The 15,038-nt window shown below is 72.0% G+C and carries 18 protein-coding genes and 1 pseudogene; 4 read left to right on the top strand and 15 right to left on the bottom strand.

Annotation, left to right across the window (positions count from 1 at the left end; all coding sequences use genetic code 11):
* The first annotated feature begins 42 nt into the window (after positions 1-42).
* Complete coding sequence (locus QF034_RS33975; protein ID WP_307180038.1) at positions 43-864, top strand: class I SAM-dependent methyltransferase; 822 nt, start codon at positions 43-45, stop codon at positions 862-864.
* 42 nt (positions 865-906) lie between these two features.
* Complete coding sequence (locus QF034_RS33970) at positions 907-1,077, top strand: hydrophobic protein (RefSeq protein ID WP_086560741.1); 171 nt, start codon at positions 907-909, stop codon at positions 1,075-1,077.
* 1 nt (position 1,078) lies between these two features.
* Here the strand turns inward: QF034_RS33970 and QF034_RS33965 are convergent, their stop codons facing one another.
* The 13 genes from QF034_RS33965 to QF034_RS33905 form a co-directional block, all read right to left on the bottom strand.
* Positions 1,079-1,399: a gas vesicle protein K gene (locus QF034_RS33965; RefSeq protein WP_307178509.1), complete on the bottom strand. Its 321-nt coding sequence runs from the start codon at positions 1,397-1,399 to the stop codon at positions 1,079-1,081.
* On the bottom strand, positions 1,396-1,584 hold the full coding sequence (locus QF034_RS33960; protein ID WP_003994122.1) for a gas vesicle protein: 189 nt from the start codon (positions 1,582-1,584) through the stop codon (positions 1,396-1,398). Before QF034_RS33960 ends, QF034_RS33965 begins: the two co-directional genes overlap by 4 nt.
* 16 nt (positions 1,585-1,600) lie before the next feature.
* Complete coding sequence (locus QF034_RS33955) at positions 1,601-2,356, bottom strand: GvpL/GvpF family gas vesicle protein (protein ID WP_307178508.1); 756 nt, start codon at positions 2,354-2,356, stop codon at positions 1,601-1,603.
* Entirely contained in the window at positions 2,353-2,700 is a 348-nt protein-coding gene (locus QF034_RS33950) for a gas vesicle protein (protein WP_307178507.1), read from the bottom strand. Before QF034_RS33950 ends, QF034_RS33955 begins: the two co-directional genes overlap by 4 nt.
* Positions 2,697-3,809, bottom strand: a complete 1,113-nt coding sequence (locus QF034_RS33945; protein ID WP_307178506.1) for an SRPBCC family protein — start codon at positions 3,807-3,809, stop codon at positions 2,697-2,699. Before QF034_RS33945 ends, QF034_RS33950 begins: the two co-directional genes overlap by 4 nt.
* The gene (locus tag QF034_RS33940; RefSeq protein ID WP_307178505.1) at positions 3,806-4,411 is read right to left on the bottom strand and encodes a DNA primase; all 606 of its coding nucleotides are present in this window, start codon (positions 4,409-4,411) and stop codon (positions 3,806-3,808) included. Before QF034_RS33940 ends, QF034_RS33945 begins: the two co-directional genes overlap by 4 nt.
* A complete protein-coding gene (locus tag QF034_RS33935; RefSeq protein WP_307178504.1) occupies positions 4,408-4,671 on the bottom strand; it encodes a gas vesicle protein GvpG in 264 nt (87 codons plus the stop codon). Before QF034_RS33935 ends, QF034_RS33940 begins: the two co-directional genes overlap by 4 nt.
* Before the next feature lie 4 nt (positions 4,672-4,675).
* Positions 4,676-5,449: a GvpL/GvpF family gas vesicle protein gene (locus QF034_RS33930; RefSeq protein ID WP_307178503.1), complete on the bottom strand. Its 774-nt coding sequence runs from the start codon at positions 5,447-5,449 to the stop codon at positions 4,676-4,678.
* Entirely contained in the window at positions 5,446-5,880 is a 435-nt protein-coding gene (locus tag QF034_RS33925) for a gas vesicle structural protein GvpA (protein WP_010038714.1), read from the bottom strand. Before QF034_RS33925 ends, QF034_RS33930 begins: the two co-directional genes overlap by 4 nt.
* A 46-nt stretch (positions 5,881-5,926) precedes the next feature.
* The gene (locus QF034_RS33920) at positions 5,927-6,295 is read right to left on the bottom strand and encodes a gas vesicle protein GvpO (RefSeq protein WP_307178502.1); all 369 of its coding nucleotides are present in this window, start codon (positions 6,293-6,295) and stop codon (positions 5,927-5,929) included.
* A 91-nt stretch (positions 6,296-6,386) separates the two neighbouring features.
* The gene (gene ligD / locus QF034_RS33915) at positions 6,387-7,316 is read right to left on the bottom strand and encodes a non-homologous end-joining DNA ligase (protein ID WP_307178501.1); all 930 of its coding nucleotides are present in this window, start codon (positions 7,314-7,316) and stop codon (positions 6,387-6,389) included.
* The gene (locus QF034_RS33910) at positions 7,313-9,160 is read right to left on the bottom strand and encodes a transketolase (protein WP_307178500.1); all 1,848 of its coding nucleotides are present in this window, start codon (positions 9,158-9,160) and stop codon (positions 7,313-7,315) included. The genes ligD and QF034_RS33910 overlap by 4 nt, the downstream gene beginning before the upstream one ends.
* Complete coding sequence (locus tag QF034_RS33905; RefSeq protein ID WP_307178499.1) at positions 9,157-11,193, bottom strand: FAD-dependent oxidoreductase; 2,037 nt, start codon at positions 11,191-11,193, stop codon at positions 9,157-9,159. The genes QF034_RS33910 and QF034_RS33905 overlap by 4 nt, the downstream gene beginning before the upstream one ends.
* A 162-nt stretch (positions 11,194-11,355) precedes the next feature.
* On the opposite strand from QF034_RS33905, the gene QF034_RS33900 reads away from it, so the two are divergent.
* Both QF034_RS33900 and QF034_RS33895 read left to right on the top strand, forming a co-directional pair.
* Positions 11,356-12,318: an LLM class F420-dependent oxidoreductase gene (locus tag QF034_RS33900; RefSeq protein ID WP_307178498.1), complete on the top strand. Its 963-nt coding sequence runs from the start codon at positions 11,356-11,358 to the stop codon at positions 12,316-12,318.
* An 18-nt stretch (positions 12,319-12,336) separates the two neighbouring features.
* Positions 12,337-13,432, top strand: a pseudogene (locus tag QF034_RS33895) (enolase C-terminal domain-like protein).
* 25 nt (positions 13,433-13,457) lie between these two features.
* Here QF034_RS33895 and QF034_RS33890 read toward each other — a convergent pair.
* Positions 13,458-14,486 carry an SDR family oxidoreductase gene (locus QF034_RS33890; RefSeq protein WP_307178497.1) on the bottom strand — a complete coding sequence of 343 codons (1,029 nt, stop codon included), beginning with the start codon at positions 14,484-14,486 and terminating at the stop codon, positions 13,458-13,460.
* A 6-nt stretch (positions 14,487-14,492) separates the two neighbouring features.
* Positions 14,493-14,993 (bottom strand): phage holin family protein, encoded by a 501-nt coding sequence (locus tag QF034_RS33885; protein ID WP_086560234.1) that lies wholly within the window; start codon positions 14,991-14,993, stop codon positions 14,493-14,495.
* Between the last annotated feature and the right edge of the window lie 45 nt (positions 14,994-15,038).

The following is a 15,038-nucleotide window of genomic DNA, read 5'->3' as shown; positions in this document are numbered from 1 at the left end:
GGTGATCCCATGCCGACCCGACACGAAGGGGTGGGATCCGCCATGCCGGAACCACGGGAGACCGCCGTCTACACGCACGGGCACCACGAATCGGTGCTCCGTTCGCACACCTGGCGGACCGCCGCCAACTCGGCCGCGTATCTGGTGCCGTCGCTCCGCCCCCACATGAGGATCCTGGACGTCGGGTGCGGGCCGGGAACCATCACCGCCGACCTGGCCGCGCTCGTGCCCGACGGGCATGTCACCGGCGTCGACCGGGAGCCGGAGATCCTGGAGCGGGCGCGTGCCACGGCTGCCGGGCGGGGGCTGGCCAACGTCGACTTCGCGGTCGCCGACGTGCACGCCCTGGACTACCCGGACGCCACGTTCTGCGTGGTGCACGCCCACCAGGTGCTGCAGCACGTCGGGGATCCGGTGGGGGCGCTGCGTGAGATGCGGCGGGTGCTGAAACCCGGCGGCCTCGTCGCCGTGCGGGACGCCGACTACGAGGCGATGACGTGGTATCCGGCCTCCGAGGGGCTCGACCGCTGGCTGGACCTCTACCGCCGGGTCGCCCGGGCCAACGGCGGCGAGCCGGACGCCGGGCGCCGGCTGAAGGCGTGGGCGATGCGAGCCGGGTTCACGGACGTCACGGCGACCTCCGGCACCTGGACCTTCGCCACCCGCGAGGAGCGGGCGTGGTGGAGCGGGCTGTGGGCCGACCGGACGCTGGCGTCGGCATACGCGGACCGGGCCCGGCAGGGCGGCCACGCGAGCGAGGCGGAGCTGCGGGCCGTGGCCGACGCCTGGCGGGAGTGGGGACAGCGGGAGGACGGCTGGTTCAGCGTCCTGCACGGAGAAATTCTCTGTCGAAAGGACGCCTGAAACGCGGATTCGGGGACACCCTAAAAGCAGGAGGTTCGAATTATGGTTCCCATCCTGCTGGTGCTGCTTCTGGCGTTGATTCTGTTCGGCGCCGGATTTGCAGTAAAGGTTCTCTGGTGGATCGCGCTCGCGGTTCTCGTTGTGTGGCTGCTGGGATTCTTCGTCCGCGGTACGTCGGCGGCCGGAGGCAGGGGCCGCTGGTACAGGTGGTGAATTAGCCCCCGTCGCGGGGCAGCAGCGGCCCGAGCGGCCCGAGGTCCAGATTGAGGTCCTCGGGCCGCAGTCCGTAGCGGTCGCGCAGTTCCGCCATCCGCTCCTCCAGCAGCATGAGCGTGAGGCCGATCCGCTCCTCCTGATCCTCGCTCAGATCCCCCACGTCGAAGCGGCGCAGCGCCTGGCGCTCCATGAGCTGGCGCAGCAACTCCACCACCGTGAGCACGAGTTTGACCAGGTCACGCTCGACGGTGTCGGGTTCCAGGTCCAGCCGGTTGCGGCGCGGCCGCGGGTTGTGCGCGGGCTGGTCGGACGACGTCACAGCAACTCCTCGAACGGGGAGGGCACCTGGGCGTTCACCGAGCTGATGAGCGCGTTGAGGTCGATACGGACGAGGTCGACATCCGCGATGCGCAGCGTGATGTCCCCCGTGATCACGACACCGCCGGCGAGCAGCCGGTCGAGCAGGTCCACGAGGGCGACCTCACGGCGTTCCACTACGGTCACGGATTCTTCCCGTCGGTCATGTGGCCTCCCCGGCGAACGAATAGGCCGCCCAGGGGCCGGTGAGTTCGATGCGCATTCCGGGCACCTCGCCCTTCGTGCGGTCCACCATTTCCACGAATTCCTCGGAATGCGAGCGCGGCACGAGGTAGGCGGCGTTCAGTACGTTCCGGCCGGTCGCCTTGGAAAGCGCGGGATTCTGCGGAGGATGCAGCCGGGAATCCTCCGCGAATGCGGAAAGCTTTTCGTGCAGTCGGGTCGAAAAGCTTTCCGCCTTCTGCCACATCTCCTCGTGCGACCGGGTCTGCATGCGCCGCTGCCGCAGGTAGTCGCGGCCCGAGGTGGCTTTCTGCGCGGGCTGGGCGCTCTCCTGCGGTTCGGACTCGGCGTACACCTTCACGCCCCACTCGACCCGGCCCTCCAGCCGGTCGAGGGTGCGCCGGAAGTCCTCTTCGCGGGCCTCGATCATCGTCCGTACACCGCTGTCGTCCCGGAAGACGGTGCCCAGCCGCAGCGGCAGCGGGGTCGTGACCGTGGTGAGCGCGTCGATCACGCCCTGGTGGGCGCGGGCGGTCTCGGTGAGCCAGTCCAGGTCCTCCAGATGGGCGCGGAGCGGTTCCTCCGCGAAGTCCCGCTCCGGCACGTGGCTGACCACGGCCACGAGGCCGTGGTGGGTCAGCCCTCTGGGCGGATCACCCGCCACCCCCGACAGCTGTGACTGGAGCGGCGTACCGAAGGGGCGGCAGACGGCGTAGACGTACCGCAGTCCGGTCACGGTGCCTCCTTCTTCTGCGCACGGCCGGGCTCCAGTTCCTCCAGCCGGGCCAGCCTCTCGCGCAACTCGGCGTTCTCACGGGTCAGTTCATCACGGCGGGCCCGCGAGCTCAGTGCCGGGTCGGTCTCCCACCAGTCGATGCCCATCTCCTTCGCCTTGTCCACGGAGGCGACGATCAAACGCAGCTTGATCGTGAGGAGTTCGATGTCGAGCAGGTTGATGCGGATGTCGCCCGCGATGACGATGCCCTTGTCCAGCACCCGTTCCAGGATGTCGGCGAGATTGGCGCCGCTCCCCTGGCCGTAGCCGTACGGTTCGGGCATCCTCCTGCTGGGCGTCGTCATCGCCGGCTCCCGCCTTCGGCGTACGCGTCCTCGTCCGCCTCGTCCTCCTCGTACTCCCCTTCAGCCTCTTCCTCGGGCTCTTCCTCGTCTTCGGCCTCTTCCTCGTCGTACTCGGCCTCGGCTTCGTCCTCGTACTCGCCCTCGGGTTCCTCCTCGCCTTCCTCTTCCGGCTCCTCCTCGTCGTACTCGTCCTCGGGCTCCTCGCCCTCGGGGCGCTCCTCCTCGGACTCCTCCTCGGCCAGCGCGTCCTCGTGGCTGCGGACGACCTCGCCGTCGCGGATCTCGCCGCGCCAGCCGTCCTCCGCCTCGCCCTTGAGCGTGATGAAGCCGGCGAAGCTCTTCAGGTCGAGCCGGGCGCGGCGGCCCTGGGCGCGCCAGAGGTTGCCGGTCTTCTCGAAGAGGCCCGACGGGTGGTACTCGATGACCAGCATGACCCGCGTGAGGTCGTCGGCGAGCCGGTGGAAGGAGACGACACCCTTCGTCGTGCCCTTGGAGCCCTCCGACGTCCACACGATGCGGTTGTCGGGCACCTGCTCGGTCGTCTTCGCCTTCCAGCTGCGGTTGGACCAGAAGACCTTCATCTGCCAGTCGGAGGTGGTGTCGTCCTCGCGGTCGGCGTTCGTGACGCCCTTCGCGAAGGTGCTGAAGTCCTGGTACTGCGTCCACTGGTCGTAGGCGGTGCGCACGGGCACGCCGACGTCGATGTGCTCGATGATGACGGTCGACTTGTTGCCCGAATTCTTGCCCTTGCCCTTGCCCTTGCCACCGCCCAGGTTCTTCAGGGCACCGGTCACTTTGTCCTTGGCGCGCGAGGTGCCGGTCTCCAGGGCGGCCCGCACTGGGCCCTTGCCCTCGGCGAGCTTGCGCCCGCCTTCGAGGGCGAGCTGGGCGAAGCCGGGACTCTTGCCTTCGGCGATGTCGTTCAGTCTGAGGGTGGTCTCGCCGAGCTTGCGGCCCACGCCGGTCAGCATGCGGGTGGCCTGAGCGGTGAGGTACTCCTGCAACTCGGCCTTCAGCCGGTCGGCGGCCTCGCTGTGGGCCATGTCGGTGAGCGGGTTCTTCGTCGCCCCGCTTGCGGCTGAGGTCGCTGATCCGAGGGTCTCGGTCATCCCTCACCGCCTCCCTTCGGCAGCCGGGTCCGGGAGTTGCCGCCCCTGTTCCCGGCCGTGGTCTTCTTCGCCGCCGTCTTCTTGCCTGCGGTCTTCTTCGCGGGAGCCTTCTTCGCCGGGGCCTTGCGCGCCGTCTTCTTCGCGGGTGCCTTCTTGGCGGGGGCCTTCTTCGCCGCCGCCTTCGGGGCCGGCTCCGGCTCCTCGTCCTCCTCCGGCCCGGAGTTCTCGGCCTCCTCGGCCTCGCCCTCGGGCTCCTCGTCCTCGGCGTCGCCCGCGCCGGGCACCGCGCCCGACAGCTGTTCGCGCACCTGCGTCGTACGGCCGTGCAGCCGGTCGGCCAAGGCGTCGAGCTGCCGTTCGACCATGGCACCGGAGGCCGCCTTGCCGACACCGCGCAGGTCCTGCCGCAGCTGGTCGCCGATCTCCTTGAACTGCGGGTTGTTCCGCAGCTGCTGCTGGACCAGGTCCGCGACCATGCGGGGGCTCAGGTTCAGCTTCTTCCCGGCCACCAGGCCGCCGACGGCCGCCGCCATCTTCAGTTTCTTGGTCCGCCCAAGGAGGTATCCGGCCCCCACGGCGAGCCCCAGTCCCACTCGGTTCATGGTGTCGTCCCGTTGCCCGTTCCCGCGCTCCCGCGCGAAGCGATCTCCAACCGGTCGAGGAGTTCGTCCTCGAGGCGGTCGAACTCCTCCTCGGTGATCTCACCGGCCTCCAGCTGCTCCTCCAGACGGGACAGTTCGGCCCGGACCGTGGCGGGGTCGTAGTAGATCCGCTCGGCCTCCTGGAGCACCTGTCTGATGGCCCAGGCGCTGCCGCGCGCGGGTGCGAACGGCAGCAGCAGTACCTCCGAGATCAGGCCCACGTCGTCACCCCGCTCCGGTGTCCGTGCCGCTCGCCACGGTGCCCGCCGGCTCGGTCGGACCGGGCTCGACGAAGCTGTACGGCGGCAGCGGCCCGTTGACCCGCACCTCCAGGTGCGGCAGTTCCTTGCGGGCCTCTTCCACGGCCGCCAGGAAGGTGTCGGCCGACTTCCGGTCCACCAGGAACGACACGTTGGCCAGCCAGCCGGTGGACTCGGGGCCCACGCTCACGGCTTCGGCGGCCGGTTCCAGGGCGCGCTGGACCGCGGCGGCGTCCTCGGCCTCCCGGGCCTTGACGGCGGCCGCGACCATCTCGCCGAGCCGGATCTTGTCGTCGTAACTGCCGCCGCTCGCCTGGCGGTTGGCCTCGGCGAGACCGCGGATCTCCGGGTTCTCGGCCATCACCTGGTGGAGTACGGCCTCTTCGACGTGGTTGGCCTTGACGTTGTACTCGACCCGGCCGTCGAGGGTCCGCAGCCGTTCCTTGTAGTGCTCGGCGCGCTCGGCGAGGACCGAGGTGATCGAGTTGTCGTCCGGGGCGACGCTGCCGAACCGCATGGGCAGCACGCAGCCGGCCGCGCCCGCCTCGCTGAGCACGTTCTGGTGGGCGAGCAGGTCCTTGCGCTTGGGCCGCAGCCCTTCGGGCGCCTCGCTGACGACGGCCGCCAGGTCGCCCTCGCGCAGGATGCGCACGGGGCGTGGCGGGTCGCCGACGCCGCCCATGCCCTCGGGGAGCCCGGGGTGCGAGCTCGCCGCGATGCCGTAGACGTAGGTGCTCACTCCTGCTCCTCCTTCCGGCGGGCGGACGTGCTCTTACGGGCTCGCGGACGGGACTCGGTCTCCTGCTCGGAGCCTTCGGAGCGCGCCTGCTTGAAGGCGTCGGAGATGGTCTCGGCGGCGCCGGACAGCGCCCCCTTGGACTTGCCGCGCGCGCCGGACTCGGTCATCTCCCCGACCAGGTCGGGCAGGCCCGGGTCCTTGCGCGGCCCGGCTTCGAGGTCGAGCCGGTTGCACGCTTCGGCGAAGCGCAGATAGGTGTCGACGCTGGCGACGACGACACGAACGTCGATCTTGAGGATCTCGATACCGACCAGGGAGACTCGCACGAATGCGTCGATGACGAGCCCCCTGTCCAGAACAAGTTCGAGCACGTCGTAAAGACCGCTGCTGCCGCCTCCGCCGCCGGTCTGCTGTGCCGGTACGACTGTCATGCCGGATGTCCTCCTCTGTCTGTGGGTTCGGGTCCGGTCGGGCGTCCTAGTGACCGCCGCTCCTTCGCGGGTCGGACCGCCCCCGCTCGTAACGGCGGACGCGGCGATAACCCGTGAGTTGCCCATTGCCGTCGAGCTCCACCTGATAGCTCGCCATCAGGCTCATCGTGTCCGGCACGCGCTCGAGTTCGAGGACCTCGACCTCCAGAGCCCAGCCGTGCTCTGTCTGCTCGAAGGACGACACGGACTCGGCGGTCATGCCGGTGAGCTCCTCGAGCTGGCCGCGCGCCTGGCGCAGCACCTCCATGGGGCTCGGCCGGTCGTCGACCGTGTTGTCAGTTGGTTGGCGCGAATTCTGAGAGTTCTGAGACTTCTGTGAACTCTGTGACTCTTGCGTGTTTCTTGTGTTCGACATGGCCACCTCCCCCTCCGTGTGGCCGCAAGAGTGTTCGCCAAACCTCTATGGGCGCATGCATCTGCCACCCGCCGCGGGACGCGGGCGTGGCTCAGCCGCGCAGGGCGTCCAGCCGCCGCCGGGCCGGTCCCAGTGCCCGGCCGCGGGTCAGCAGACCCGACCAGGGGTTGGTGCGGGCCTGCTCGACGGCGTCCGCGATGGTCCAGCGGCGGGCATGGAGCTCGGGGTCGTCCAGCTGGTCCCAGGTGATCGGGGTGGCCACCGGCGCGCCCGGCCGGGGCCGGACCGTGAACGGCGCGACAGCGGTCTGCGCGTAGGCGTTGCGCTGCACGTCGAGGTAGAGCCGCCCACCGCGGTCCTTCTTGCGGGCGGCGGTGGTCAGCCGGTCGGGGTGGGCGCCGGCGAGGGTGCCGGCGACGTCATGAGCGAAGGAGCGCACCTCGTCGAAGTCGTGCCGGCCGTTCAGCGGCACGATCAGGTGCAGCCCGCGCGATCCGGTGGTCATCAGCGCCGAGGGCAGCTCCAGCTCGTCCAGCAGCTCCCCCAGCAGCCGGGCGGCCTCGCGTACGGCGTCGAAGTCGTCTCCCGCCGGGTCCAGGTCGAAGACCAGCCGGTCGGGATGGTCGACGCTGTCGGTGCGGGACAGCCAGCGGTGCAGGGTGATGCCGGCCTGGTCGGCCAGGTAGACGAGGGTGGCGGTGTCGTCGCAGACGACGTGCCGGACGGTGCCGCCCTCCTTGGCCACCTCGGCGCGGGTGATCCACTCCGGGTAGTGGCCCGGGGTGTTCTTCTGCATGAACGTGGGCCCGTCCAGCCCGTCCGGATGCCGCTCCAGCATCAGCGGACGGCCGCGCAGGTGCGGCAGCATGAAGGGCGCGACGGCCCGGTGGTAGTCCACCAGGTCGCCCTTGGTGTACTCCTTGGCGTCCCCGCCGCCGGGGAAGAGCACCTTGTCCGGCCGGTGGACCTCCACGGTGCGGCGGCCGGCCCGCACCCTGCGCGTGCCGTCGCCGCCGCTCACGGCACGACCGCCTCCTCCACCAGCAGCCGCCCGGCCGCCGCGATCGACTCGGCGTCGATGCCCGCGGCGTGCAGCTGTTCGTCCGGGGAGGCCGAGCCGGGCATGCTCCGCACGGCGAGCCGTGCCAGGCGCGGTACGGGGCGTCCGTCGGCGAACGCCTCCAGCACCGCGTCGCCGATACCGCCCTCCGGGTGGTGGTCCTCCACGGTCACCAGACAGCCGGTCTCCTCGGCGGCCCGGCGCAGGGCGGCCCGGTCGACGGGCTTCACCGAGTACAGGTCGATCACCCGCGCCCGGATGCCCTCCCGCTCCAGGGCGTCGGCGGCTGCCAGCGCCTCGTGCACGGTGACGCCCGCCGCGACGAGGGTCAGCCGGTCGCTGTCGGAGGAGCGCAGCACCTTGCTGCCGCCGACCGGGAACTCCTCGTCCGGGCCGTAGATCACCGGGCTCTCGCCGCGCGAGGTGCGCAGGTAGCGGACGCCCTCCAGGCCGGCCATCGCGCCGACGAGCCGTGCGGTCTGGTTGGCGTCGCAGGGGTACAGCACGGTCGAGCCGTGCACCGCCCGCATCATCGCCAGGTCCTCCAGGCCCATCTGGCTGGGTCCGTCCTGGCCGATGGCGACGCCGGCGTGCGAGCCGACGAGGTTGATGCCGGAGCCGCTGACGGACGCCATCCGGATGAAGTCGTAGGCCCGGGTCAGGAAGGCGGCGAAGGTGGCGGCGTACGGCACCCAGCCGCGGGCCGCGAGTCCGACGGCCGAGGCGACCAGCTGCTGCTCGGCGATGTAGCACTCGAAGTAGCGGTCGGGGTGCTCCTTGGCGAAGAACTCGGCGCGGGTGGAGTCGCCGACCTCGCCGTCCAGGGCGACGATGTCGCCGCGGCCGGTCCCGAGGGCGGCCAGGGCCTCGCCGAAGGCGTTGCGGGTGGCGACCTCCTCGCCCTTGTCCCAGGTCGGCAGGTCGAAGTTCCCGGTGTGGACGGAGTGCAGCATGCGGGCGGCGGGCGGCTCCTGCACCCGGACGCGGATGTCGCGCGGCCCGCCGAGTTCGGCGATGGCCTCGTCGGCCTCGGGGAGCGGCTTGCCGTGCAGGCCCTCGCGGTCCTGGACGCCTTCGACGCCCTTGCCCTTGAGGGTGCGGGCGAGGATCGCGGTGGGCTGGCCCTTGGTCGACAGGGCCTCTCCGCAAGCGCGGTCGATGGCGTCCACGTCGTGCCCGTCGACCTCGATGGTGTGCCAGTCGAAGGCCTGGAAGCGGCGGGCGTAGGCGTCCAGGTCGTGGCCGTGCCGGGTCGGGCCGCGCTGGCCGAGCCGGTTGACGTCGACGATGACGGTGAGGTTGTCCAGGTGCTCGTACCCGGCGTGCTCGGCGGCCTCCCACACGGATCCCTCGGCCAGTTCGCTGTCGCCGCACAGCACCCAGGTGCGGTAGCCGGTGCGGTCGAGCCGCTTGCCGGCCAGCGCGATGCCGACCCCGACGGGCAGGCCCTGCCCGAGCGAGCCGGTGGCCGTCTCGACCCAGGGCAGTCGCTGCGGGGTGGGGTGCCCTTCCAGGCGGCTGCCCAGCTTGCGGAAGGTGAGCAGCTCCTCGTCGTCGATGGCGCCGGCCGCCTTGTACGCGGAGTACAGCAGCGGGGAGGCGTGCCCCTTGGAGAGGACGAAGCGGTCGTTGCCGGGGTGGGCCGGGCGGTCGAAGTCGTAGCGGAAGTGATGCGCGAGCAGCACGGCCATCAGGTCGGCCGCGGACATGGAGGACGTCGGGTGCCCGGAGCCCGCGGCGGCGGCAGCGCGGACACTGTCCACGCGCAGCTGCTGTCCGAGGTCGGTGAGTTCACCGGTGTTCATGAGTCTCCTTTCGCGGAGTCGTCCGGGACGTCGGATCGCTTGACGGGACCGGGGGCGGTGTCGGGGCCGGGGGGTGGCTGATCGGGCGGGGGCTGGGGGGTGGACCCGGGCTGATTCCCGGCGGGCTCGGGGCCGGGCTGAGTCTTGGCGGCTTCGCGCCCGGGCTGGTTCCTGGCGGGCTCGCCACCGGGCTGCCCCTTCGCGGGCTCACCGCCGGGCTGGTTCCTGGCAGGCTCGCCGCCGGGCTGCCCCTTCGCGGGCTCACCGCCGGGCTGATTCCTGGCAGGCTCACCGCCGGGCTGCCCCTTCGCGGGCTCACCGCCGGGCTGATTCCTGGCAGGCTCACCGCCGGGCTGCCCCTTCGCGGGCTCACCGCCGGGCTGATTCCTGGCAGGCTCACCGCCGGGCCGCCGCTTCGCCGGATCGGCCCCCAGCTGCCCCTTCGCGGAACCGCTCCCGACCGGCCCCTTCGCCGGCTCGTCCGTCGGCCAGTTCCTGGTCGGTTCGGTGCTGGGGCGGCCCTTGGCCAGTTGGTCCTCCGAGCGACGCTGCGCGGGCCCGGATCCGGGCTGGTTCTGCGTCGCCCTGGATCCGGGGTGCCCCTTCGCGGGTTCGTCTCCGGCACCGCCCTGCAGGGATCCGGCGCCGGTCCCCCCGTCGTGCGTGTCGGCCTCGATCGCCGCCCCCGGCCCCGACCGGGCGCTCGCCTCCTGCCGCTGCTCCGGCCCGCCCGGCACCCGGGCCAGCTCCGGCGAGGACGTGTCCAGCGGCACGGACCAGGACCGGACGAGCCCCAGCTGCACGGCCTGGCGCGGCAGAACCGCGTCCAGCAGCCAGTCGGCGGCGACCCGGACGCGGTTGCCGGGCATCGCGGCGAGGTGGTAGCCCCGCGCCACCGCACCGGCCGGCACCCCGGACAGGGGCACGCCGAGCGGATTGGCGGCGGCCTTCGCACCGCCCAGGTCGACGACGAAGCCCAGGTCGCGATGGCGGTACGGCTTGCGCGCGCCGCCCAGGCCGAGCGAGGCGGCGACGTTCTGAGCCGCGACCTTGCCGTGCCGCCAGGCGTGCTGCGCGGTCATCGTCGTGTAGCTTCCCGGCTTCTCCAGATCCGGCACCGCCGCCACGTCACCGCAGGCGAACAGCTCGGGCCGGCCCGGCACCTGGAGGTGCGGGTCGACGAGCAGCCGCCCCTTCTCCAACGGCAGCCCGAGGGACTCCACCAGCGGGTCGGGCCGTACGCCCACGCACCACACGAGCGTCCGGGTCTCGACGAACTCGCCGTCGGTCAGCACGACCCCCTCGTGCGTGGCCTCCTTCACGGAGGTGCCCATCCGCACGTCCACGCCCCGCTGCCGCAGCACCCGGTCGGCGGTGGCGGACAGCTTCTCGTCCATCTCGGGCAGCACTCGCGGCGCCACGTCCAGCAGCATCCAGCGCGGCCGCATGCCCTGCCGCAGCGGGTGCTTGCGTACCTGCGCGTCGGTGAACATCTGCCCGTGCGCGGCGACCTCCGTACCGGTGTATCCGGCGCCGACCACGACGAAGGTGCACCGGGCGGCACACGTCTTCGGATCGTCGTCGGCGGCTGCCAGCTCCACCTGCCGCGTCACGTGGTCCCGCAGGTACAGCGCCTCCGGCAGCCCCCGGAAGCCGTGCGCGTGCTCGGCGACACCGGGGATCGGCAGCAGCTTGTTGACGCTACCGGCGGCGAGCACCAGCCGGTCGTAGACGAGCGTGCCTTCGTCGCCCTCGGGCCCGGTGTAGTGCAGAGTCCGTCCGTCGAGGTCGACCCGGTCGGCCTCGCCCAGCACCAGCCGCACGTCCGGCAGCGTGTCCGAGAGGGAGACCGTGACCCGGCGCGGCTCCAGGACACCGGCCGCGACCTGGGGAAGCAGGGGCAGATAAAGGAAGTAGTCGGTCGGGTTCAGCAGGGTGATGTGCGCCCGGCCCCGGGTCTCCCGGGACAGGGTGCGGGCCGTGCGGTACCCGGCGAAACCGGCACCGACGATCACGATGCGGGGTCGACTCACGGTTCGCTCGCCTCCGGCGCTGTCGCGTGGCTCGGGAGCCTTCCGCGTCCCCCTGGCCAGGGCCCCCAAACGTCCGCCGGGTTCGACACCCCCGGTTTCCGGACCCGCGCCCGGGTACCCGGTGCGGGATACGGACCGCCGACGTCGCGGAGGCACTCCCCCATGCCCGAGTACGGATATTTCCTCTCGTGCGAGCAGTACGGACCCGCCGAGCTGATCGAGCAGGCGCGGATGGCCGAGCAGGCCGGATTCCAGGCGCTGTGGATCTCGGACCACTACCACCCGTGGAACGACGAGCAGGGCCAGAGCCCGTTCGTGTGGTCGGTGATCGGCGCGCTGTCCGAGGCGGTGTCCCTGCCGGTCGAGACGGCGGTGACCTGCCCGACCGTGCGGATGCACCCGGCGGTGGTGGCGCAGGCCGCGGCGACCAGCGCGGTGATGACGGAGAACCGCTTCCGGCTGGGTGTCGGCTCCGGCGAGGCGCTCAACGAGCACATCCTGGGTGACCACTGGCCACCGGCCCACGTCCGGCTGGACATGCTGGAGGAGGCCATCCAGGTGATGCGCCGGCTGTTCACCGGCGAGGAGGTCAATCACCACGGCCCGCACTACACGGTGGAGAACGCCCGCCTGTACACGGTCCCGGACGAGCCGATCCCGATCGACATCTCCGGCTTCGGCCCGGCGGCCACGCAGCTCGCCTCCCGCGTCGGCGACGGCTACATCACCATCGAGCCGGACGAGGCGATGGTGGAGCAGTACCGCAAGGGCGGGGGCGGCGGAAAGCTCGTCAGCGGCGGCACCAAGGTCTGCTACGACACCGACAAGGACGAGGCCGTGCGGACCGTCCACCGGCTCTGGGCGAACGAGCAGCTGCCCGGCGAGCTGGGCCAGGTCCTGCCCTCCCCGAAGCACTTCGAGCAGGCGCAGCAGCTGGTCACCGAGGACATGGTGCGGGAGAACCGGGTGTGCGGCGACGACGTGGACGAGCACGTGGCCGAGCTGAAGAAGTTCGCCGACGCGGGCTTCGACCGGGTCTACGTCAACCAGATCGGCCCGGACCTGCGCGGTTTCTTCGACTTCTACCGCACGAAGGTGCTGCCGCAGCTCCAGCAGGCCGTCTGAGGCCGGCGGGGCGATCCGATGGAACTCCACCGTCCCGCCGTGTCCGTGTACACGGTGCCGACCGACGCTCCCGAGGCGGACGGCACGCTGGCCTGGGACTCCACGACGGTGGTGATCTGCGAGGTGTCGGCGGGCGACGCGACCGGCACGGGCTGGACGTACGGCCCGGCGGCGGTCGGTGACTTCCTCACCGCCGAACTCGCCCCGCTGGTCGAGGGCAGGAGCGCCCTGGACATCCCCGCGGTGCACGACGCGATGTGCCGGTCGGTGCGCAACGCGGGCCGCCCGGGCATCGCGTCCTGCGCGATCTCGGCCCTGGACATCGCCCTGTGGGACCTCAAGGCCCGGCTGCTGGAACTCCCCCTGGCCCGGCTGCTGGGGGTGCGGCGCGAGCAGGTGCCGGTGTACGGCAGCGGGGGCTTCACGACCTACCACGACACGCATCTGGCCGCGCAGCTGAACGGCTGGGTGCACGGGCAGCGCATCCCGCGCGTGAAGATCAAGATCGGTGAGGGGTGGGGCCGCGAGGTGGCCCGCGACCTGCACCGCGTCCGGGCGGCACGCCAGGTCATCGGCCCGGACGCGGAGTTGTACGTCGACGCCAACGGTGCCTACACCCGCAAGCAGGCGGTGCGCGTCGGCCACGCCCTCGCCGAGCACGGCGTGGGCTGGTTCGAGGAGCCGGTGTCCTCGGACGACCTGACGGGCCTGAGGCTGGTCCGGGACGCGGTGGTGTGCGACGTGACGGCCGGGGAGTACGGCTTCGACCTGCCCTACTTCGCCCGGATGATCTCGGCCGGGGCGGTCGACTGCCTCCAGGTCGACGCGACCCGCTGCGGCGGTCTGACCGAGTTCCTGCGCGCGGCCGCCCTGGCCCACGCCCACGGCCTGGAGGTCTCCGCGCACTGCGCCCCGCACGTCCACGCGGCGGCGGCCGCCTCGCTCCCCAACTTCCGGCACATCGAGTGGTTCCACGACCACGTCCGCATCGAGGACATGTTCTTCGACGGCGCCCTGGACCCCACGGGCGGCACGGTCCGCCCGTGGGGTCCAGGGCGTGGGCCACGGACTCACCCTGCGGCCGCAGGAGGTCGCGGAGTACCGGGTCGCCTGAAGCCGGTAGGCCGACCGAGGTGCGTCTACCGGCCGGCGTGCCCCGTCAGTTTGCGTGCGGCCAGGACACCCGCCGCCCCCACGGTCAGGGCCGCGCCCATCCGCCGCCGGTTCCGGGAGACCCACTGCTGCGGGCTGTCGTGCACGGCCTCGTCGTCGAACCGCCCGTGCGCGCCGAAGTCGTGGCCCTGCCGCCCGTCCGCCGGGGCCCACAGGTTGGCCGGCCCGTCGTGCCGGTCCTCCTCCTGCTGTGACGCGAAGCCCGTGCGCGCCAGATAGCGGTCGAGCAGCCCGGGGACGACGGCGTTGGCGAGGAGCGTGGCGGCCGTGGAGGCGCCCACCCAGTACTCCCGGCGCCCCGCGTGCGAGGCCGCGTACACGATCGCCCGGGCCGCGACCTCCGGCTGGTACACGGGCGCGACCGGCCGGGCCCGGCCCCGCATACGGTTCAGCACCCAGTCGAACTGCGGGGTGTTGACGCCGGGCAGCTGCACCATCGTCGTCCGCACCCCACTGCGCTCGTGGAGCAGCTCGCAGCGCAGGGACTCGTTGAACCCCTGGATCGCGTGCTTGGCCCCGCAGTACGCCGACTGGAGCGGGATGCCCCGGTAGGCGAGTGCGGAGCCGACCTGCACGATCGTTCCGCGGTCGCGCGGCAGCATATGGCGCAGGGCTGCCCGGGTGCCGAACACATAGCCCAGATAGGTCACTTCGGTCACGCGGCGGAACTCGTCGGGGCTGATCTCCGTGAACGGGGCGAAGACCCCGGTGAAGGCGTTGTTGACCCAGACGTCGATGGGGCCGAACGTGTCGACGACCTGCTGGGCGGCGTCGTCGACGGCCTTGGCGTCGGAGACGTCCACGCTGATGACGAGGGCCTCGCCCCCGGCGCGCCGCACGTCGTCGGCCGCGCCGGCGAGCCCTTCCGTGCCCCGGGCCAGCAGGGCGACCCGGTCGCCCCCGGCGGCGAAGGCGCGGGCCGTGGCCCGTCCCACGCCGCCGCTGGCTCCGGTCACCACGACGACGCGGCCGTTCGATGTCTGTGTCGTGCGCATGTCGTATCACGCCCTGCGAGGAGGCACATCGGGGTCGTCCGCCGGCCGCGGGGGCACCACGCCCGGGGCGGGCCCGCCGGCGGCGCCGGCGACGGGTCCGGCGGCGGGCGGGGCCGGCGGCACGGGCGGCACACCGCCCGGCATCCCGGCGCCCGGGCCGGTGCTCTCGTGTCCCGGCGTCATGCCGGCCGCGTGCGCGGGGCCCGGGCGGGACGCGGACGGGCGGGCCATGCCGCGCAACACGTACGCCAGGGCGCCCAGGATCACGGCGGTGATCAGCGCGGCGGCCCAGTCGGGCAGCCCGAGGGCGAGGGCCAGTCCCACGGCGAGCGCGAGGGCCGCGCCCGCGTACAGGGCGAGGGCGCCGGACGCGGCGTACAGCATCGCCTTGCGGCGCTGCCTGCGCGTCTGCTCCCGCAGTTCGTCCCGGACGGTCTCGCGCGCCACCTGTGCCAGCTCGTCGACCAGATGCTTGTCCAGATGCTCCAGGTGATCCAGCGGCTTCATGCCCGGCCGGGTACCCTCGCCCCCTGGTGCGTAACTAGGCTCGTC

The sequence above is a fragment of the Streptomyces africanus genome, from assembly GCF_030816955.1.
In the GTDB taxonomy this organism is placed as follows: domain Bacteria; phylum Actinomycetota; class Actinomycetes; order Streptomycetales; family Streptomycetaceae; genus Streptomyces; species Streptomyces africanus.
This window is presented reverse-complemented; position numbering and strand designations above follow the sequence as displayed.

Bases quoted from the DNA above. Each gene is read 5' to 3' on its own strand.
- QF034_RS33925 (WP_010038714.1), bottom strand. From the start codon at position 5,880: ATGACAGTCGTACCGGCACAGCAGACCGGCGGCGGAGGCGGCAGCAGC.
- QF034_RS33945 (WP_307178506.1), bottom strand. From the start codon at position 3,809: ATGACCGAGACCCTCGGATCAGCGACCTCAGCCGCAAGCGGGGCGACG.
- QF034_RS33900 (WP_307178498.1), top strand. From the start codon at position 11,356: ATGCCCGAGTACGGATATTTCCTCTCGTGCGAGCAGTACGGACCCGCC.
- QF034_RS33920 (WP_307178502.1), bottom strand. From the start codon at position 6,295: ATGTCGAACACAAGAAACACGCAAGAGTCACAGAGTTCACAGAAGTCT.
- QF034_RS33885 (WP_086560234.1), bottom strand. From the start codon at position 14,993: ATGAAGCCGCTGGATCACCTGGAGCATCTGGACAAGCATCTGGTCGAC.
- QF034_RS33950 (WP_307178507.1), bottom strand. From the start codon at position 2,700: ATGACGACGCCCAGCAGGAGGATGCCCGAACCGTACGGCTACGGCCAG.
- QF034_RS33890 (WP_307178497.1), bottom strand. From the start codon at position 14,486: ATGCGCACGACACAGACATCGAACGGCCGCGTCGTCGTGGTGACCGGA.
- QF034_RS33975 (WP_307180038.1), top strand. From the start codon at position 43: ATGCCGGAACCACGGGAGACCGCCGTCTACACGCACGGGCACCACGAA.
- QF034_RS33970 (WP_086560741.1), top strand. From the start codon at position 907: ATGGTTCCCATCCTGCTGGTGCTGCTTCTGGCGTTGATTCTGTTCGGC.
- QF034_RS33940 (WP_307178505.1), bottom strand. From the start codon at position 4,411: ATGAACCGAGTGGGACTGGGGCTCGCCGTGGGGGCCGGATACCTCCTT.
- QF034_RS33910 (WP_307178500.1), bottom strand. From the start codon at position 9,160: ATGAACACCGGTGAACTCACCGACCTCGGACAGCAGCTGCGCGTGGAC.